Consider the following 18,969-nt stretch of genomic DNA (forward strand, 5'->3'; position numbering starts at 1 on the left):
GGTATTACATTCATGGATGCACAAGTTATGCGAAATTTTACGTATGGTCTGTTTGTATTGACGGGTTGCGATGGCGAACACAATTCTGGTTGTATCATCAACACGGCGATCCAAGCTTCTGAACTGCCTGATGTCGTGACAGTGAGCGTCAGTAAAGACAGTTATACGTGTGAACTGATTCAAAGAAGTCGTAAATTTAATATTTCGATTTTGGATGAGGACGCGAAATTCGAGATCTTCCGTCATTTTGGATTCCAGTCAGGCCGCGATTTTGATAAATTCAAAGACTATGACCACAAGGCGCGCTCAGAAAATGGACTCTACTATATTACGGAAGGAACCAACGCGTTTGTGAGCTGCGAAGTCGATCAGGAGATCGATCTTGGCTCGCATGTGATGTTTGTCGCGTTCGTGACCGAAGCGAAAGTACTCAGCGACGTTCCTAGCGCTAGCTATACGTATTATCACACGCACATCAAACCAAAATTCGAAGACAAGAAAACGACAAGCGGGAAAAAAGGCTGGAGATGTATTATTTGCGGATACATTTATGAAGGAGCCGATCTTCCATCTGACTTCATTTGCCCTTGGTGCAAGCACCCGGCTTCTGACTTTGAACCGATCGATCTATAAAATCAAAAAAGAGATCTTAGCGAAATATATCGCTTGGATCTCTTTTCTTTTTTATCGTTCTTTTTGTCGATTTTTCACAGCCTCGAATCCACGTTCGAGATCTTGAAGAAGATCGTCGATATGCTCGGTCCCGATTGAGAGCCGGATCGTATTTGGCCGGATCCCTTGTTCGGCGAGCTCCTCTTTTGAAAGCTGCGAGTGGGTGGTCGAAGCAGGATGGATCACTAAGCTTTTCACATCGGCCACGTTTGCAAGCAAAGAGAAGATCTCTAGCGCGTCGATGAATGCCCAAGCCTCCTCTTGGCCTCCACGAATATCAAAAGTAAAGATCGATCCGCCATCGTTCGGGAAATATTTCTCATATAATGCGTGGTCTGGATGGTCAGGAAGCGAAGGATGGTTGACTCGTTCGACAAGGGGATGTTTGCGTAAATATTCAACGACTTTTTTGGCGTTTTGAGCGTGGCGTTCTAAACGGAGCGAAAGCGTTTCGGTCCCCTGCAGCAATAAGAACGCGTTGAATGGTGAAATCGTCGCCCCCGTATCGCGCAAAAGGATCGCGCGAATATAAGTGACAAGCGCAGCAGGTCCTGCCGCTTCATAGAACGAGATTCCATGATAGCTTGGATTGGGCGCCGCGATATTCGGGTATTTATCGCTTTTGCTCCAATCAAATTTGCCTGAGTCGACGATCACTCCGCCTAATGTCGTTCCATGACCGCCTATGAATTTTGTGGCCGAATGGACGACAATATCGGCGCCATACTCGATGGGCCGGATCCAGAAAGGGGTTCCAAATGTATTGTCGATCACTACGGGGATCCCGTGACGATGGGCGATTTGGGAAACAGCTTCGATGTCTGGAATATCGCTGTTGGGATTTCCGAGCGTTTCTAAAAAAATGGCGCGCGTGTCTTCTTGAATAGCGGCTTCCAGCTCTTCAAGATCGTGCACATTGACAAAGGTCGTATCGATCCCATATTGAGGGAGCGTATGGGCCAGCAAATTATAGGTGCCTCCATAGATCGTTTTTTGAGCGACGATATGACCTCCATTGGCTGCCAATGCTTGAAGCGTATAGGCGATCGCGGCCGCTCCTGAAGCAACGGCCAGCGCGGCGATCCCTCCTTCTAACGCGGCGATCCGCTTTTCAAAGACTTCTTGAGTGGAGTTGGTGAGGCGGCCATAAATATTGCCGGCGTCTGCCAATCCAAATCGGTCTGCCGCGTGCTGGCTATCATGAAATACATACGAGGTCGTTTGATAGATCGGTACGGCGCGCGCATCCGTCGCGGGATCGGCTTGTTCTTGTCCAACGTGCAGTTGTAATGTTTCAAATTTATAATCACTCATTTTATTTCTCCTTCTTTCGTGTTTAATTGTTGATCGACTCCCAAACATAGGTCCGGGAGCAAAGCATTCGTTCACTAAAGAAGCATCGAGCAAAACAAAAATGCAAGCCCATATTTTCTTCCTCCTTTGGATTGAATTGGTCATATTATACTAGGAAGGAGGGTGGTTGTAACTTTTTGGTTTTGATCATCGGTGATCAGAAAAATTGATCATTCAATTTCGCGATATTGAAGCAATTCTTCGATATACGCTTTTCCATAGAGTGAAAACGTGCTTCTTTTGCGGGTGATATAGCCGATGATCAAAGGATCTTCTTCTATGAGCTTGATCGCGCTCAAGCCTTGTAGAGTGGCATCTTTTCTAGAAAGCATACCTGAACCGATCGAATACCCGCCTAGCTTCGCGATGATTTCCATCGATGTGGCTCGATCATCCGATTTGATCATCTTCTCAAACACATGATCGGCCATCGCCTCTTCGTTGAGATACAGGCTTCCTTCTACGCTTTGATCGAAACAAACATAAGGATAGGGCGCCATTTCTTCGATCGAGATTTCTTTACGTCCTGCCAAATCATGATCTTTCCATACATAAATATACGTTTCTCGCTGCATCGGTGGTGTAAAAAGCAAACCATATTCTCGAAACAGTTTTTTCATGAGCGCTTTGTTCGCGCTTGAATACGATACGATCCCGCCTTCGCTTTTGGAAGTTCGAACATCATCAAGCACCGCTTTCGTTTTTGTTTCATGGATCGAAAACACGAACTTTTGGGGATCAAATTTTTTGATCACGTTCGTAAACGCTTCGATGGCGAAGGTAAAATGCTGGGTCGAGACCGAAAAGCGTTCTCGCTCATCTTTTTTCGTTAAAAACCGATCTTCCAAGATTTCATATTGGCCGACGGCTTTTTTGGCGAAGTTGACAAAATCCCGCCCTTCCTTGCTCAAAGCGACTCCTTTATTCGTCCTTTCAAAGAGCAGGAATCCAAGCTCTTCTTCGAGTTCATGAACGCTGGAAGAAAGAGCGGGTTGAGAAATATAGAGTCGACTCGACGCTTCGCGCATCGAATGACATTCGGCGATCTTCAAAACGTATTTAAGTTGATTGATATTCATGCGAACACCTCTTTTTTTATTCTACCCAAAAAAAGCCCTCATCCAAGAGGACTTCTTCATTCATCATGACCTTTGTCTTTGTTTGCCTTCGATCTTTTCAACGGTAAACTTATAGACGGCTGTATTCAATACTACCCGGTCGATATACGTACTTCCTTCCACGAGTCGTTTTGGCGCGCAGCGTTCCAACAAAGCCATCAAGCCATTCTTTTTTTTCGTCTTCTTTTTCGACAAGCTCGATCTTTCCATGCGCGATCACGCTGGCGTAATCGGTCGAAAAAAGCTCAGGACGCAGCGTTTCATGATCAACGATGCAAAAACCAGCATTGGGGTTCGCTTGTACATATTCATAACGCATTCCTTCTTGCGCGCCATGGAAATAAAAGCATCCATCTCGATATCCATAATTCATCGGAATCGAATACGGCTTTCCTTCCTGGCTCAGCGCTAGCGTTCCATACGTATTATTCAAGATCAGCGCTTCGATCGCCCCACGATCAAGAGCGCACTTTTCTTTCCGCACGCTTATTCTCCAAGATCTTCCCCGTTGGAGGCGATCACTTGCTTGTACCAATCAAATGAATCCTTCTTCAAACGAGCTCCTTTTCCTGTGCCATCGTCTTGATAATCGACATAAATAAAGCCATAGCGTTTGTGCATTTCTCCCGTCGAAGCCGACACAAGATCAATGCAACCCCAAGGCGTATAGCCAATCAAATCCACGCCATCGATTTCGATCGCCTCTTTCATCGCCTTGATATGATCCCACAAATACTCGATATGCGCTTGGTCGTGGATCGATCCATCTTCTTCGAGCACATCTTGCGTGCCAACTCCGTTCTCCACGATCATCAAAGGCTTTTGATAGCGATCATACAAAATATTCAAAGAATAGCGAAGTCCCATCGGGTCGATCTGCCAGCCCCAATCCGAAGCCTTCAAATACGGATTCTTGAAGCCAAGCGACATATTTCCAATCGATGTTTCGGCCGCGTCGCTTTGTTTAGCCGCGCAATTGCTCATATAATACGAGAACGAGATAAAGTCGACCGTTCCCTCCTTCAAGACCTTCTTTTCCTCTTCGCTCAAATGAATATCGATCCCCTCTCGCTCGTATTCTTTAAGCTTGAATGCTGGATAATAGCCACGCGCCTGCACATCACAATAGAACCAGTTCGTATTCATCTCTTGCCAGCAAGCCATGATATCCTCCGGATTGCATGTCAAAGGATAATACGCCATGAACGCGATCATATTGCCGACTTGATTGCGCGGGTCGATCTCATGAAGCAGCTTGACCGCTTCAGCGCTCGCTAAAAGCTGATGCTTCGTCGCCATCGCCAGTTTTTTAGGATCCGTTGAAGGCACACCAGCCCCCATAAAGCCTCCATGCTCCAACGTATTGATCTCATTGAACGTCAACCAATACTCTACTTTTCCTTTATAGCGTTCAGCAACGACCTCGACATAATGAAGATACGCGTCGATCGTGCGAGGATCCACCCAAGAGCCCCATTCGTTGCTCAATCCGATCGGCGTTTCATAATGAGAAAGCGTCACGAGCGGCTTGATCCCATATTTCAAGCATTCATCGAATAATTCATCATAAAAGCGAAGCCCTTCTTCGTTTGGCTCTTCTTCTAGCCCCGTAGGAAAGATCCGCGTCCAGTTGATCGAAAGGCGGAACGTTTTAAAGCCCATTTCGGCAAACAACGCGATATCCTCTTTAAAACGATGATAGCCATCCACCGCCTCATGAGACGGATAATCAAAGCCTTCAAACACCCCAAATACAGCATCTTCTGGGGCATCGAGCGTAAAGAGCTCATCCTTATGGATCTTGCCATCCGCCGTTTTATACGTTACATACCGAGGCGTTGTTCTCGATCCTCTTGTCACGACATCCGCGCTCGAAACACCTTTTCCCCCAGCGTTCCAGCCCCCTTCATATTGGTTGGCAGCCACTGCGCCACCCCATAAAAAATCCTTTGGAAAACTCATAGCCATCTTCTCCTTTTCTTTTTCTTTATTATACTGAGAAAAAATGGAACAAAAAATGAAACGTTGTTCCTATTTTTCGATGATCTCGATCGCCTCCGCGATCGAAGAAACGATCCTTTGCGCCTTTTGTTGCACTGGTTCAGGCGCGTAAGGAAAACTAAAACTATGCTCGATTCCCTCGATCATCGGCAAATCGTTGTAGTTGTCCCCAATACAATACAAATCAGACTTGGAACATCCAAACGCCTGTGCCAGTGCCTCGATGCCTGTCGCCTTCGAATGCGGCCAAGCGACCACATCCACGAACGTACCATTTCGAAACGTGCTGCAGTTCACGTTTTTCGCATGGATCTTTTCTAAGATCGACTTCGCCTCTTCTTCGCTCTCTCTTTCGATCGACACTTGCAAGATCGGCTCATTGATCTGCTCGACAGAAGAGAGGATCACCGTCTTTTTGGCCACGTTTTTGGCCGCCCACGAATTCGGATCCGCAAAAAAGTGTTCCATGCCGACAACTACCATCCCTTGGATGTCCGCAATCTCGATCAATTGCTCCAAAACCATTTTCGAAAGCGTATCTTCAAACAACACTTCCTCTTTCGAGAGCGCCACGCTCGCTCCCGAAGAAGCGATCACAAAATCAAAATGCAGATCGTTGGTCTGCAGATCCCATAAATTCCTCAAAGGTCTCCCCGAACACAATCCAAACTTATTTCCTTCCTTCTGAAACCTTTTGATCGCTTCTAGATCCTTTGGATGATAACCATCCTCAAAATGAAGCGTTCCATCGTAATCACTTGCCAAAATCTTCATAACGTCCTCCTTGGTCCCCTTCCATTGTCCCACGCCTACTCAAAAAGACAAGAAAAAAAGCTAGTCGATCGACTAGCTAAAATGCTCCAACAACATTTTTTCGGCCTCGCTGGACCACAATCCTTTATTCGCTTTGCATACCGCATCCAATTCCTTAAAGAACGGATCGCTTTCTCCAAGCTTTCCAAAATCCTCGATCGCAGTCATCGGCATATTGATATGCGTGTAGACCAGCTTTTTTCCACCCGGGACATTTGGAAGATCCTTCGTCGTTTCAACGACCGAATCGAGTCCTCCAACATGCGTGATCATGACCGCCGAATTGATCAGACCCGCGTTGTTTTTGTCGATCGCCTCTTTCATATCATCGATCGTTCCACCGGTGCTGCCAATGATCTTGCTGCGCGAATAATGACAATCGTACAAATTGACGTTGGCAGAGAATTTAGGATCCGTCGGCCCCGCGAACAAATTCATGCATCCATCATAGGCCATGATCTGGTTACCGATCTCGCAAACCCCTTGATTCGGAATATACACGAACACATCGTCGTAGCCTTTCCCTTCGCTCAGTTCCATAAGCCCTTTGACTTGGTCGTCCATTTTCGAAGTATTGACATAAATCAGCTCGACTCCATGTTCTTTCGCCTCTTCTTCCGAAATGACTTCCCGCGCCCGCTCGATCCTTTCATCGTTGATCTCCGTAACAACGATTCGCTTCGGCTTGTTTTCATACGTCAATCCATACGAGATCGCGCCTAGTCCCATCGGGCCGCATCCACCAAGAATGATTAGATTTCCATCTTTTTTCGTTCCCATGATGTGCTGATATCCTCCAGGCTTTGTATGATAATTCGTATGATAACCACCAATACAGCACGATACTGGCTCAGCCACCGAACTTGCGAAATAAGAATCGCCATCAAACGTCCAGACACAACCAGCCTCTAAAATATCGTTTGGAAAAATACAATATTCTGTATCGCCCCCGCACCATTCATATGAATACCCTGGCGACTCCATTTGGCCAGGAATGGCGGGCTGCTGCGCGAACTTTTGGCCCGGCTTGAACGTGTCCTGCCACTTTTTCCCTACTTTCACGATATCTCCCGCAAATTCGTGACCGATGATGATCGGATGCTCTTTGACATCGTTAGGCACACGCTTATGCTTTTCCCCTTGCTTGACCGTTTTCCAAGTCGACATGCAAATCGAATCGGAAACGACCTTGACTAAAATTTCATCGTCCTTGATTTCAGGAAGCTCAAATGTATCGAGGCGAATATCATCCACCCCATATAAACGGACTGCTCTAGTTTTCATTTCGATTACCCTCTCATTCTTTCTATTTGTACAAGATCCTTCAGATCTTCGATCACTTCAAGCCTCGCGGGCTGCGTGCCCTCAGTCGTGCAAGCGCCCGCGCTTGTTGCCATGCATAGGATCGCCAGCTCTTCTAAAGAAAGCTTATTTTCCAATCCAAGCGCCATCGCCGCCACCATCGCATCGCCCGCGCCCACGCTCGATTTCAAATCGATCGGCAACACAGGACAATACAAGAAAGCTTCTTCGCTTAAAAACAGCGCGCCTTCGCCCCCCATGCTGATGACGACAAGACGTGTTTGATCATTCAACAACTTTTCGCCAAGCATAACTGTATCTTCTAAACTTTCCGGCTCTCTCACCCCAAAATATTGAGCCAGCTCAAAGCGGTTTGGCTTGATCGCGTATGGCTTAGCCTGGATCCCTTCCTTGAAAAGCTCTCCATCCGCATCGAGAAGCACCCGGATCCCGCTTTCCCTGAGTGAAGCGATCATCTCTTTATAGATCTTATTTTCTACGCCTGGCGATACGTTGCCCGACAAGACCACATACGAAGAAGGATCAGCTTTCTTCTTGATCAGCTCGACTAGCGCTTGCACATCCTCCATCTCTACATAAGGTCCCGGCTCATTGAGTTCGGTCAATTCCATCTTGGCATTGAGCACCTTCAAATTCGTCCGGGTGTTTCCCTCGACCCACACAAATTCATTCTCGATGCCAAGATGATCCAAACTATCTTCGATGACGCGTCCGCTCGAACCTGCTAAAAATCCAGTCGCAAAGCTATTCGAGCCAAGCGCTAACAGCGTTTTCGAAACATTCACTCCCTTGCCGCCCGCGTCTTGTCGCACATCGCGCAGCCGATTCAGACCTCCGACCACAAGTGTATCCACAAGAGCGGTCTTATCGATCGCTGGATTGAACGTGACCGTGACGATCATGCTGCTTCTCCTGTAAGAACACGATAGATCAAGTCTGGATCGCCTTGGACCACTTGCTCTACGACATCCATATCGCCTAGCTTTTCCGCGATATTTTGAAGGATCGCTACATGCTCGTCAGTCGTTGCGGCGATTCCGATCACGATGCGTACAGTTCCGCCACCCCACGCGATCCCTTCCGGATAAATATCGACCGCAAGCCCCGTCTTTTTGACATAATCTTTGACTTCATATTCGCCATGGGGAATGGCGATATCGTTTCCAATATAGGTCGTCAAAGAATGATCGCGGTTGAGCATTCCTTGAATATAAGGCTCTTCAATATAGCCAGCGTTGCGCAAGACCGTTCCGATCGAGACGATCGCCGAGTCACTGCTGTCGGCTTTTTGATTCACGCGGATATTTTCGATTTTTAAGATTTGCGGTTTCTCTTCTTTTTTCTTTCTTTTAAATAGTGCCATGTTTTTTTCCTTTTCTCTTTCTATGCGAAGGATTCTGTCTGAAGCATTTCCAAATACAAATTGGACAGCACGGAGACGATCCTTCTTTCCTCTTGAGCCAAGACCGCTTGTTTCAGTTCGGTTGACTCCATCATATTGATCGTGATCAAAGACAGAAGCTTTTGTTCATACATTGCATGCGCCTTAGGCAACAATAAGACAACGACAGCCTCGATCTTAGGATACTTTGTGAATTTTCCTTCTTTTGGCCAAATAAATTGCGCTTGCGCGCTCTTGACGCCTTCGCTTGTGGCGTGAAGCAAGCCAAAATGGAGCTCATCTATGAACAAAGAGCCGATCTCTTCTCTTTTTTTGAGGGCCTCCTCGATCATGGACTGGTTTCCGAGCGCTAACACACTGGCTTCTCCGATCATATCTTCCACCGAAGCGTCTGGATCGATGTGAGCGAACACTAAATTGTTCAAGATCCCCAACATTTGCTGGCTGCATTGCTGGATCGAAGCGATCTTTTGTTGGTGATCGACGCTTTGATCCGCTGATCGCGCGATCGGCAGATCCGCTATGATTTCACGAATCGTGTCGATATCTTGCGCGGAGAGGAGCGGATTGACCTTGATTACCGGCAAACGAGTCGATTGAAGCTCGAAAGTCGTGATGATCAAATCGAGCCCTTCAAAATCTTGTTGATAATATTGTTCTAAAGAGAGTGTCTTAAATTTGATGCGATTTTGAAATACCGACTGTAGGCGAGCGACCAGCAAGGCCGAAACGCCGACCCCAGAAGCGCACACGACTCCGGCTTGGACCTTTGTTCGACGGGCTTCGATCCGCCTTCTCTCTAGGCTGGCGCCAATGTGCATCGTCATAAAACCAATTTCTGCCTCAGAGATCGACAAATCGATCTTCGCTTCTAATTTTTTAGCGGCTTTTTTTGTGTCCGCATACAAGCTCGGGTATTGTTCTTGGATCTTCTCAAGAAGCGGATTATAGATCGGAAGCGCATATTGAAGGCGGATAAGCGTTGGCTGCAAATGCGTGATGAAGCCTTGCATGAATTGAGGATCCATTTTGAGCGAAGAGCGGATCGGCAAAGGCAGCTGCTCGATCAAAAAGAAAGCGAGCTCATCGATTTGTTTATTATCATTCGTATTTTGTGGATTGGCGCTTTTGGAGCCCAGCAAATGCATGGCGATAAAAGTCGTCTCGGCTTGCGGGATCTGGATCAAAAACGTCTCCTCGAGCTTTTGGCTGATCTTTTGGGCTTGTTCCATCGCTGAAGTCTTGGCGATCGAAGCATAGAGCGCAGGATCGGAAACGATCTCTTCTCCTTTTTGGATACGCTCGATGGCTACGACAAGATGAATGATCAAGCCAATGTAGGCGCTTTGGGCGTATTGATCGAGATGCAGCGTTTTATATTCGTTCGTAAACAGATCCAAGACTTCATCAAGGATCGTTTGGTTCAAAAGCTTCAAGATCCCTTCGTTGCTGGAGGCGAAAATTTCTTTTTGCAGCGCTTGCGGATCTAAGGAGTCGACATCGTTTTGAAAGTTTTCAAGTGTATTATGAACGATGGCGCTCATCGCCCTCCGCCTATTTTCTTCGCTCCCAAGAACTTGAATCTTATTTTTATGGGTGCGATCGAGCTTTAGATCGTATCGAGCCAAAAGCGGCTCGATCGCTTCTAGATCTTTCGAAACCGTCGTTTCCGAGACTTCAAATAGATTTCCATAATAGACGAGCTTCTTCACTTCAGGAAAGCGGAGCAGCTCGAAGGCGAGATACTTCTGCCGTTCCTCTTTATGAAAGTAAGGGATCGATTCAGCCTCTAGATCATCAAGAAGAGCTCGCTTATCTTCCTCTTTTCCTTCTAGGCGGATCCCTTTCCCCGCTTTGCTTGCAAGAGAAAGACGATAGCGCTTGAGATCGACATTCTGCAATTCACGAAAGATCGTCCTCCTCGAAGTTTTGAGACGTTTCGCCAAAGCATCGATCGAAACATAGTCTGGATCCTGTTCTAAGCAGATCTTCAAGATTTGCTTGAACCGATTGGAATACAGCATTTTCCCTTAAGCTCCACAAAGATCATGCACGATCTGATCGTATTCGCTGCTGGCCATAAAGTTTTGGATCGGATAGATCTTCGCTTGCGGGCAGCGCGCTTTCGCTCGTTCGACAAGCGAGTTCTGGGTCACGATGATTTGCGTGTCGAGAGGCACTTCATTTAACGCGGAATGTGGCACTGTGATATCGATGCCCGCCGCTTTGAGTTTTTTCGTCAAGTTGGCGGCTCCCATCGCGCTCGAGCCCATGCCTGCATCGCATGCGAAGACGATCTTGAGATCGGCTGGCACGAAAGAGGAAGCTGCAGGAGCGAGTCCTTTGGAGGCTTGCTTGCTGGCGTTCACTTTCGCTTGAGCTTCTTGTAAGTTGCCTTCTTTCGCAAACACTTTCAACAAGATGGCGTTGACTGCAAACGAGACAGCAGCAGCCACAAGGATCGAAAGCAAGATGCCTAGATAACTGTCTTTCGCGCACATGCCAAGAATAGCGATGATCGAGCCTGGCGAAGCGGCCGAGACCAATCCAGAGTGGAAGAGCGTGTTGATGAAGACACCGCTCATGCCTCCGAGAATGACTCCGACCAAAGTGATCGGATTCATGAGCACGAATGGAAAATAGATTTCATGAATACCACCGAAAAATTCGATGATCATCGCCGAAAGCGACGATTCTTTGACTTCTCCTTTTCCAAAAAAGAAATACGCGAGCAACAAACCTAAGCCCGGTCCCGGGTTGGCTTCGATCATAAAGAAGATCGATTTTCCTGTTTCTTGGACTTGTTCCATGCCAAGAGGAGTAAAGATGCCGTGATTGAGGGCATTGTTCAAAAACAAGATCTTGGCTGGCTCGACTAAGATCGAAGTCAAAGGAAGCAATGAATGCTCTACAAGCCAATTGACACCGTACGAAAGAGCCGAAGTGATCGCCACACAAGCGGGCTCGATCAATAGACAGCCAACGCAGGCGAGTATCGCGCCAAGGATGCCGGCTGAAAAGTTGTTGACGAGCATTTCGAATCCACTTGGGATGTGTCCATCCAAGAGGGTGTCGACTTTTTTCATCAAATAGCCGCCGAGAGGTCCGGCGATCATGGCGCCGATAAACATCGGTGTTTCCGTTCCGGCGATGATCCCGATCGCAAAACACGCGCCAATAATACCGCCTCGATGTTCATAGATCATCTTTCCGCCAGAGTAGGCGATCAAGAGCGGAAGCAAAAAGCGTTGCATCGGAGCGACGATTTCGTTGAGGGTCGGATTTGGAAGCCATCCTTTTGGAATAAAAAGAGCGGTGATCAAACCCCAAGCGATAAAAATAGAAATGTTGGGCATGACCATGCTCGATAGAGCGCGGCCAAATTTTTGAACTTTTTCTTTCATGATTCTTTCCTTTCTTGTTTGTTTTGTTGATTTAAGTATAAAAAAGTCTTCGTTTTTTTTCTATGTGGTCCGATTTTTATTTGGCACACCGAGTTGTGTCAAAGAATCAAAGAGAATGTCTTTTGGATCATGACAAAAAAAATAAAGAGACAACGACGTTGTCTCTTTATTTTGATTCAAGTTCTGCTTTTCTTTCCTTGATCAAATCTTCCATTTGATTGAGCACTTCAAGGCTTGTGGCATGCTGGATGAAATTCGCTGCCAGCTCAAAGGAAGTGTCGCGTACTAAGAAGTTATCAAAGTACTCTGCTTGGCTAATGCATGGACTGAATTCACGAGTCAAAGCATTTTTGTTGTAGCCAAGACCAGCGATTTCTATGAAATTCATAGATAAGAGTTTTCGAATAACGGCCTGTACTGTGTTTTTGCTGATGTGTGGGGCTTCCAAGCAAATATCATTGGATGACAATGGCTTATTCGATCTCCAAAAAATCTCCATGATTTCATTTTCACGTTTGGTTAAATGGGAAACTTTCATTACATTGACCTCTCTTTATTTTTACAATTCTATTATAAATTTTTCTGCAAAAAATTACAAGGAAATGATATATCGTTTCTTCATTTTTTTCGTTAAAATGAGCAATCTATGATTATAAGAACGAAAATCACTCTCGATTGTATGCATTCCTTGACTTATCTAAATACTTTAGGACTTGGATATATAAAAATTTAACAGAAACAAAAGTTCGTACGTACAAGAATCATGAAATTAAATTACGTTATTGCCCGTACCAACTTAATCAGTATAACACAAATATACTTAGGATACGATACTTTTTTGACTGGAAACGTTTTCAAATGTCTATTTTTTACAAAGTATGATAAGTTATTCTTATGGAACAAAATACGCAAACAAAATTTATTACAATTGGAGAGATCTTATTAAGATTGAGTCCTCCTAATTATGGAAAGATCATCGTAAGCAATATGTTCGAGGCCAATTATGGAGGGAGCGAAGCCAATATCGCGCTTGCTTTATCGAACCTTGGTGTGGACAGCACCTTCTTTTCGATCGTTCCCGACAACCCGCTAGGCAAGGCGGCCATCCGCATGCTTCGAAGCAACGATGTCCATTGCACTCCGGTCATCCTTTCTACAGAAGAAGAGACCCCTAGCCATCGACTAGGCACCTACTATTTAGAAACAGGATATGGGATCCGTCCAAGCAAGGTCACGTACGATCGCAAACATAGCGCGATCAGCGAATTCGACTTTTCTAAGATCGATCTCGACGCGCTTCTCGATGGTTTTGACTGGCTCCATTTGAGCGGCATCACGCCTGCCCTCTCGAACAACTGCGCTCAATTTATTTTGGATTGCCTAAAAAAAGCGAAAGAGAAAGGCATTATCGTCAGCTTTGATGGCAACTTCCGCGCCACGTTGTGGACCTGGGAAGAAGCGCGCGATTTTTGTACGCGATGCCTTCCGTATGTCGATGTTCTCTTAGGCATCGAACCGTATCATTTATGGAAAGAAGAAGGAGATCCTTCCAAAGGCGATTGGAAAGACGATATTCCTTATCAGCCTTCGTTAGAAGAACAAGAAGCGATCTTCCAACGTTTCATAGAACGCTATCCAAATCTGAAATGCATCGCCCGCCATGTTCGGACCGCCCATACGGTCAGCGAAAACAGCTTGAAGGCGTATATGTGGCAAGAAGGAAAAACGTTCGAAAGCAAATCGTTCCGTTTCCATATTTTAGATCGAGTCGGAGGTGGGGACGCGTTCGCGAGCGGATTAATCTACGCGATGATCCACCAGTTCCCGCTTCAAGAACAAATCGATTTTGCGGTAGCAAGCAGCGTGCTCAAACATACGATCCATGGCGATGGAAATTTGATCGACGACGAGCAGCTCATCAAAAACCTCATCGAAATGAATTACGATATCAAACGTTAGAAGACAGGCTTGTTCAACCTGTCTTCTTTTCATGTTCTAAAAGACGCTTTTTATTTTGGATCCCGCCAGCATATCCGGAAAGCGAGCCATCCGACTTAACAACACGATGGCACGGGATGACGATCATAAAAGGATTTTTAGAGATCGCTTGCCCTACCGCTTGCGATGAAGAAGGCGCTCGATTCATTTTGAGCGCGATCTTTTTATAGCTTGTCACCGTATTATAAGGAATCATTAACAGCTCTTTCCACACTTCCTGCTGAAAAGGCGTTCCATATTTCCAAGAAAGACGAGGCGTGAAATTAGGCTTATGTCCGGCAAAATAGAGATCGAGCCATCGAATGATCCCGCCAAAACAAGTCCGATCTTCCTCTTCAATAAAATCAGACGTCTCGATAAAACGGATACGGATCAAGGCGCCATTTTCGCTTTCCAGCAAGAGATCGGAAAATGGATCTGGAGTCTTGTAGATGTGTATTTTTTTCACCATTGATTTTCCGTACGAGCAATGATCGCATCTTGGGCTTCGGGCATGAGCGATACGAACTGAGCGCAATATCCAGCGACCCGAACGATCAGATCTTGATGCTGTTGAGGATATTTTTGCGCTTCTTTGAGCAGCTGTGAAGAATGGATATTGAATTGGTTATGATAGATCCCCTTCTGTTGGCTGACACGCAAAAACGCAAGAAAGCGTTCAAGATTCTCTTCGCCCTCTAGCGATTCAAAGGCAAAGCGCATATTCAAGAGCTGGCCAGCCGCCACTTTCGAATTTGGAAGCCTAGAAACCGAATTGATCACAGCACCCGGTCCATTTCGATCCGTTCCTTGCACAGGAGAACAGCCTTCATTGAGCGGGGCTCTTGCTTCTCGTCCATCGGGTGTGGCGCCCACATCAAGTCCATTCGGGACATACGAGGTGATGTTGCTTGTAGACATCGTATACGCGCTGATCTTCGGCCCTTTTCCTGTTCTTAGGCTCGTATAGTGCGGCAAAAGCTTTAAATACGATTCGAATACATCGCTAACGATCTGATCGACATACACTTCGTCGTTGCCAAATTTTGGAGCCGCCAACAAAAGTTTCTGGATCCGTTTCGAGGAAGCGGATTTCCAATTGTCCTCCATCGCCTGGATCATCTCGTTCCAAGAAACGACCTTTTCTTCAAAGACTTTTTGTTTGATGGCGGCCAACGAGTTGCCCACCACGCACGGTCCAATGTTGGATTGGGAAATGATATCGTACTTGCATCCTCCTTCTTTGAGCGTTTTTTGCAGTTCGAAGGAGTTGGCGATCAAACAAGAGGCGAGCAGATCGGCATCGTAGATTTCCAAAGAGGCGTCGCAGATCTTATCGCACTCTACCGCAAGATCTGAATAAAACCGGAGCGCCATTTCCCACGCTTCCCACACTTGTTCATACGTTTCATAGTTTTCTTTCAAAGACAAAAGCTGAATGCCTGTTTGTGGATCTTTGCCATGGTAGAGCACGATTTCGAGCACCTTTCCCCAGTTCACATACGTCATTCCGGTAGCCCGGTGTCCATATTTTCCAGGCACCCCTGTTTCTACACAACCGATCGGACAATAATCATAGGCGTCTTCTCGATCTACGCCAAGATCAAGCAAGCCTTTGATCGCGACTTCGTCATTGAACAAGGATGGCATTCCACAGCCTGTGCGGATCAAAAGAGCGGCGCGCTCTAAAAGAGGCTTGGGAGTACGGGCGTGATAGCGCATCGAAAAGTTAGGCTCGGCCAAACGAGTCTGATGCATCGCTTCCATGCATAAGTACGAAAGGAGATTGGTGCCGTCGCTTCCATCTTTTTTAAGACCGCCGACCACGAGGTTGGAATAGAGCGGATAGCCTTGTGAAAAGCGCGTATGGCCATACGGGCGTACTTTGTTATTGATGGAGCACAACAAGAAAAAGTGAGTGATGAGTTCGAGCGCCTTATCTTGATTAAGTGTTCCTCGTTTTAGATCCTCCGTATAATACGGTTCCATATATTGGTCGAATCTTCCAAAACAAAACGAATGTCCATTAGATTCGATCATTTGCAAGACATGAAGCATATACACGCTTTCGATCGCTTCGTAAAACGATCTCGCCTTGCCTCGAAGCATCGTACGAGCGATATGAGCCATGTGTTCCAGTTCTTTTTTACGGATTGGATCCGCTTCTAGGTTTGCCATATCTTCAAGAAGGCATGCGTACCGTTCACAAAAGGCGAGGCTGGCTGTTAAGACGATCTCGACGGCTTGATCATACGGATCCTTCTGGATTTTTTGACGTTTTTTCGCTCTCTCGATCAGTCCCAAAAGCCCTTTTTCTAACAACATTTCATGATCGATCACGATATGTCCATCGCCGGACATAGAAATCCCCCCTAAATGAAGGGTGCCTTGTTTAGCGGCCTGCCGGATCGTGTCGCTTAGATGGGCTTGAACTTGATCTTGATGGGTCTTTCCTTTCCAATAAGGTTCGATGGCGTAGAGCGCTTTTTTTGTCGCTTCATCGCATTCAAATCGGTCGCCAGTCCTTTGTTCGAATGGAGTGGCTCCGTTTCTTCCATCGAGCTCGTCAATGACCCATTCGATCGAGTATTCTGGAAAGATCGGCGCCGCAAAGCTCTTAGAGGCTTGGTTGCCAAAAAACAAGCTGTCTGGCTCGATGTAAAGATCCATATGTTCTAGGGTGTAGGCGAATGCTTTGGCTTTCCTTACGATGTACGGTTCGCCCTCGCTTTCTTGAAAGCTTTGCGTATAGAAGACGGCTCGCTGAGAACAAAGACTCGCCTGTCGTTTGGTGAGTCTTTGTCGGATCGTATCGATCCTTTCCCAGTTGATCGTAGAATCTACGGCCGTGTAGTTTAAAAAGCGAGTCATTTTAAAGTCCAAGAACGACTGGCACTGAGCGATATCCAACGCCCATGCGATCGATGCCCATATCGATCAATTTGAAGAAGTGTTCTTGGGTGCGGATACATCCGGAACCTTTGATCTTGATCTCATCGCCTGCTTCATCCATCATGATCTGGATGACTTCTGGAGTTGCCCCATGTGCTTCATGGCCAGTTAAAAAGCCTGTGCTCGTTTTGACGAAATCGACGCCGGCTTCTTTGCATATAGAAACCATCTTGCGGATCTGTTCTTCGTTGAGCGCGTCGGTTTCAAAGATCACTTTGATTTCACGTCCATATTTATGAGCGGCTTGAGCGCATTCTTTCAGATCCGCTAGCACTTCATCATAAAGGCCAGAGCGGATCTTGCCAAAGTTGGCAACGATATCGACTTCTTTGACCGTATCGTATTTAGCGACTTCTTCGATTTGTTCGACGCGGCTTTTGGTCGAGCTTGCGCCAAATGGAAAATCGGTGACAGGACAAAGCATCGTCTTGCTTCCTTTTACATAAGGTTCTAAGAGTTCCATATAGGCTGGGTTGATGCAGATCGTCGCGCAGCCAAGCTTGACGCCATCTTTTGTCAAGTCGATGATCTCTTCTTCGGTAAATTCAGGTTTCAAGACAGAATAGTCAATATAAGAGGCGAGTTCCTCTGTGCTCATTTCACATGCTTTTTTGTTTGGGTGTTTCATAATCTTTCCTCCTATTCTCATCATACGCTCATGATCGAGGAGAAAACAATAAAAAAAGAGCAATATATGCTCTTTTCTGCTCATTTCAGCAAAGATCCTACAAACGCAGGGACCTGTGCTAGATCGTCTTCTTGCATCGTCCAATTAACTTTGACTTCTTCATCGATCACATGAAAGCCAGCCTCGGTCAAGTATTTTTTTAAATGGGGCACGCTCTCTCCGCTCCATCCCCACGTTCCAAATGCGCCTGCTTTCTTGCCTTTGAACTTGAGCTGTTTTAAGAAAGCAAGCCATCCAGCTACGCTGGATAGAATATCGTTGCCTACGGTCGGCGATCCTAGCGCGATCGCTTTCGATTTTAAGATTTCTGTCATGATATCGTTTTTATCGGTCTTCGCGATATTGAATACTTTTACGATTGTATTTGGCGATTGATGGGCAATTTCTTCTGCAATTTTATGCGCGATCTTTTCGGTGCCGTTCCACATCGTGTCGTAGACGATCGTCACTTGATCTTCTTGATAGGCATTAGCCCATTCTGCGTATTTTTCAATGATTTGGGATGGCTCTTTACGCCAGATCGCGCCATGGCTTGGACAAATCATATCGATCGGCAAATGGAACGATTCAATTTCTTTCAGTTTGCGGATAAGCATTGGCGCGTATGGGTTTAAAATATTCGCATAATATTTCATCGCTTCTTTCATCATCACGCATCGATCGGCTTTGTCGTTAAAGAGTTCTTCGATCGCATAATGTTGTCCAAACGCGTCGTTTGAAAACAAGATATTGTCTTCTGTTAAGTAGGTCGCCATAGAATCTGGCCAATGAAGCATCGGCATTTCAATAAAGATCAATTTTTTCCCATTGCCGATCTCCAGCGTATCTCCTGTTTTCACTACATGAAAATTCCATCCTTTTTTGCCGTATTGTCCTTCAAGACTCTTGACAGCGTTCTTCGTACAATAAATCGGCGTGTCAGGGATTTTTTCCATCAGATCGCTCAGCGCGCCTGAATGATCGCATTCTCCATGGTTGGCGATGATATAATCGATAGAATGCAGATCGATTTCTTGTTCTAAGTTTTCAATAAAATCAAAGCGATGCGGGATCCATACCGTATCGATCAATACTGTTTTTTCTTCTTGGATCAAATAGGCGTTTTGACTGGATCCATGCTCCACAGAATAATCGTCGCCATGAAAATGCTTTAGCTCCCAGTCAATATAGCCGATCCAGTAAACATTGTTTTTTACTTGTCGCTTCATAGGTCTATCCTTTCTATTGTCATTCTTGGTATTAACATGGATCTCGCTTTTATTCTAT

At 46.0% G+C, this 18,969-nt stretch carries 17 protein-coding genes; 2 read left to right on the forward strand and 15 right to left on the reverse strand.

The features are described 5' to 3' along the window. Positions 1-27: 27 nt before the first annotated feature. Positions 28-633, forward strand: a complete 606-nt coding sequence (locus BO225_RS07020) for a flavin reductase (RefSeq protein ID WP_198936113.1) — start codon at positions 28-30, stop codon at positions 631-633. Positions 634-684: 51 nt separating this feature from the next. Here the strand turns inward: BO225_RS07020 and BO225_RS07025 are convergent, their stop codons facing one another. From BO225_RS07025 to BO225_RS07075, 11 genes are all read right to left on the reverse strand, one after another. Next, complete coding sequence (locus BO225_RS07025) at positions 685-1,986, reverse strand: O-acetylhomoserine aminocarboxypropyltransferase/cysteine synthase family protein (protein ID WP_076341546.1); 1,302 nt, start codon at positions 1,984-1,986, stop codon at positions 685-687. Between the two features lie 209 nt (positions 1,987-2,195). Further along, on the reverse strand, positions 2,196-3,104 hold the full coding sequence (locus tag BO225_RS07030) for a LysR family transcriptional regulator (protein ID WP_076341547.1): 909 nt from the start codon (positions 3,102-3,104) through the stop codon (positions 2,196-2,198). 109 nt (positions 3,105-3,213) lie between these two features. Beyond that, positions 3,214-3,627, reverse strand: a complete 414-nt coding sequence (locus tag BO225_RS07035) for a pyridoxamine 5'-phosphate oxidase family protein (RefSeq protein WP_076341548.1) — start codon at positions 3,625-3,627, stop codon at positions 3,214-3,216. A 2-nt stretch (positions 3,628-3,629) separates the two neighbouring features. Then, positions 3,630-5,105, reverse strand: coding sequence for a family 1 glycosylhydrolase (locus BO225_RS07040; protein WP_076341549.1), 1,476 nt, complete (start codon positions 5,103-5,105; stop codon positions 3,630-3,632). A gap of 69 nt (positions 5,106-5,174) precedes the next feature. Next, positions 5,175-5,918, reverse strand: a complete 744-nt coding sequence (locus BO225_RS07045; protein WP_076341550.1) for an HAD-IIB family hydrolase — start codon at positions 5,916-5,918, stop codon at positions 5,175-5,177. Positions 5,919-5,990: 72 nt separating this feature from the next. After that, a complete protein-coding gene (locus BO225_RS07050) occupies positions 5,991-7,241 on the reverse strand; it encodes an alcohol dehydrogenase catalytic domain-containing protein (RefSeq protein ID WP_076341551.1) in 1,251 nt (416 codons plus the stop codon). A gap of 5 nt (positions 7,242-7,246) precedes the next feature. After that, entirely contained in the window at positions 7,247-8,182 is a 936-nt protein-coding gene (gene pfkB, locus BO225_RS07055; protein WP_076341552.1) for a 1-phosphofructokinase, read from the reverse strand. Next, positions 8,179-8,643 (reverse strand): PTS mannitol transporter subunit IIA, encoded by a 465-nt coding sequence (locus BO225_RS07060; RefSeq protein ID WP_076341553.1) that lies wholly within the window; start codon positions 8,641-8,643, stop codon positions 8,179-8,181. Before BO225_RS07060 ends, pfkB begins: the two co-directional genes overlap by 4 nt. Before the next feature lie 20 nt (positions 8,644-8,663). Further along, on the reverse strand, positions 8,664-10,706 hold the full coding sequence (locus BO225_RS07065) for a BglG family transcription antiterminator (protein ID WP_076341554.1): 2,043 nt from the start codon (positions 10,704-10,706) through the stop codon (positions 8,664-8,666). A gap of 6 nt (positions 10,707-10,712) precedes the next feature. Continuing rightward, positions 10,713-12,086 (reverse strand): PTS mannitol transporter subunit IIBC, encoded by a 1,374-nt coding sequence (locus BO225_RS07070; RefSeq protein ID WP_076341555.1) that lies wholly within the window; start codon positions 12,084-12,086, stop codon positions 10,713-10,715. Between the two features lie 166 nt (positions 12,087-12,252). Further along, complete coding sequence (locus BO225_RS07075; RefSeq protein ID WP_076341556.1) at positions 12,253-12,624, reverse strand: BlaI/MecI/CopY family transcriptional regulator; 372 nt, start codon at positions 12,622-12,624, stop codon at positions 12,253-12,255. A gap of 356 nt (positions 12,625-12,980) precedes the next feature. Here BO225_RS07075 and BO225_RS07080 point away from each other — a divergent pair, with 356 nt between their 5' ends. Then, complete coding sequence (locus BO225_RS07080) at positions 12,981-14,045, forward strand: sugar kinase (RefSeq protein ID WP_076341557.1); 1,065 nt, start codon at positions 12,981-12,983, stop codon at positions 14,043-14,045. A 13-nt stretch (positions 14,046-14,058) separates the two neighbouring features. On the opposite strand, the gene BO225_RS07085 is transcribed toward BO225_RS07080, so the two are convergent. From BO225_RS07085 to BO225_RS07100, 4 genes are all read right to left on the reverse strand, one after another. Beyond that, entirely contained in the window at positions 14,059-14,535 is a 477-nt protein-coding gene (locus BO225_RS07085; RefSeq protein ID WP_076341558.1) for a methylated-DNA--[protein]-cysteine S-methyltransferase, read from the reverse strand. Then, positions 14,529-16,934, reverse strand: a complete 2,406-nt coding sequence (locus BO225_RS07090) for a glycyl radical protein (protein WP_076341559.1) — start codon at positions 16,932-16,934, stop codon at positions 14,529-14,531. The genes BO225_RS07085 and BO225_RS07090 overlap by 7 nt, the downstream gene beginning before the upstream one ends. Before the next feature lies 1 nt (position 16,935). Further along, positions 16,936-17,643, reverse strand: a complete 708-nt coding sequence (gene deoC / locus BO225_RS07095; protein ID WP_076341560.1) for a deoxyribose-phosphate aldolase — start codon at positions 17,641-17,643, stop codon at positions 16,936-16,938. 80 nt (positions 17,644-17,723) lie between these two features. Beyond that, a complete protein-coding gene (locus BO225_RS07100) occupies positions 17,724-18,911 on the reverse strand; it encodes an oxygen-binding di-iron domain-containing protein (protein WP_076341561.1) in 1,188 nt (395 codons plus the stop codon). Positions 18,912-18,969: the final 58 nt, after the last annotated feature.

The sequence above is a fragment of the Dubosiella newyorkensis genome (genome assembly GCF_001945605.1).
Taxonomy (GTDB): Bacteria; Bacillota_I; Bacilli_A; order Erysipelotrichales; family Erysipelotrichaceae; genus Dubosiella; species Dubosiella newyorkensis.

Coding starts and splice junctions, on each gene's coding strand:
- BO225_RS07075 (WP_076341556.1), bottom strand. CDS start 12,624: ATGAAAGTTTCCCATTTAACCAAACGTGAAAATGAAATCATGGAGATT.
- deoC (WP_076341560.1), bottom strand. CDS start 17,643: ATGAAACACCCAAACAAAAAAGCATGTGAAATGAGCACAGAGGAACTC.
- BO225_RS07040 (WP_076341549.1), bottom strand. CDS start 5,105: ATGAGTTTTCCAAAGGATTTTTTATGGGGTGGCGCAGTGGCTGCCAAC.
- BO225_RS07030 (WP_076341547.1), bottom strand. CDS start 3,104: ATGAATATCAATCAACTTAAATACGTTTTGAAGATCGCCGAATGTCAT.
- BO225_RS07020 (WP_198936113.1), top strand. CDS start 28: ATGCGAAATTTTACGTATGGTCTGTTTGTATTGACGGGTTGCGATGGC.
- BO225_RS07025 (WP_076341546.1), bottom strand. CDS start 1,986: ATGAGTGATTATAAATTTGAAACATTACAACTGCACGTTGGACAAGAA.
- BO225_RS07045 (WP_076341550.1), bottom strand. CDS start 5,918: ATGAAGATTTTGGCAAGTGATTACGATGGAACGCTTCATTTTGAGGAT.
- pfkB (WP_076341552.1), bottom strand. CDS start 8,182: ATGATCGTCACGGTCACGTTCAATCCAGCGATCGATAAGACCGCTCTT.
- BO225_RS07080 (WP_076341557.1), top strand. CDS start 12,981: ATGGAACAAAATACGCAAACAAAATTTATTACAATTGGAGAGATCTTA.
- BO225_RS07100 (WP_076341561.1), bottom strand. CDS start 18,911: ATGAAGCGACAAGTAAAAAACAATGTTTACTGGATCGGCTATATTGAC.
- BO225_RS07070 (WP_076341555.1), bottom strand. CDS start 12,086: ATGAAAGAAAAAGTTCAAAAATTTGGCCGCGCTCTATCGAGCATGGTC.
- BO225_RS07090 (WP_076341559.1), bottom strand. CDS start 16,934: ATGACTCGCTTTTTAAACTACACGGCCGTAGATTCTACGATCAACTGG.
- BO225_RS07060 (WP_076341553.1), bottom strand. CDS start 8,643: ATGGCACTATTTAAAAGAAAGAAAAAAGAAGAGAAACCGCAAATCTTA.
- BO225_RS07065 (WP_076341554.1), bottom strand. CDS start 10,706: ATGCTGTATTCCAATCGGTTCAAGCAAATCTTGAAGATCTGCTTAGAA.
- BO225_RS07050 (WP_076341551.1), bottom strand. CDS start 7,241: ATGAAAACTAGAGCAGTCCGTTTATATGGGGTGGATGATATTCGCCTC.
- BO225_RS07085 (WP_076341558.1), bottom strand. CDS start 14,535: ATGGTGAAAAAAATACACATCTACAAGACTCCAGATCCATTTTCCGAT.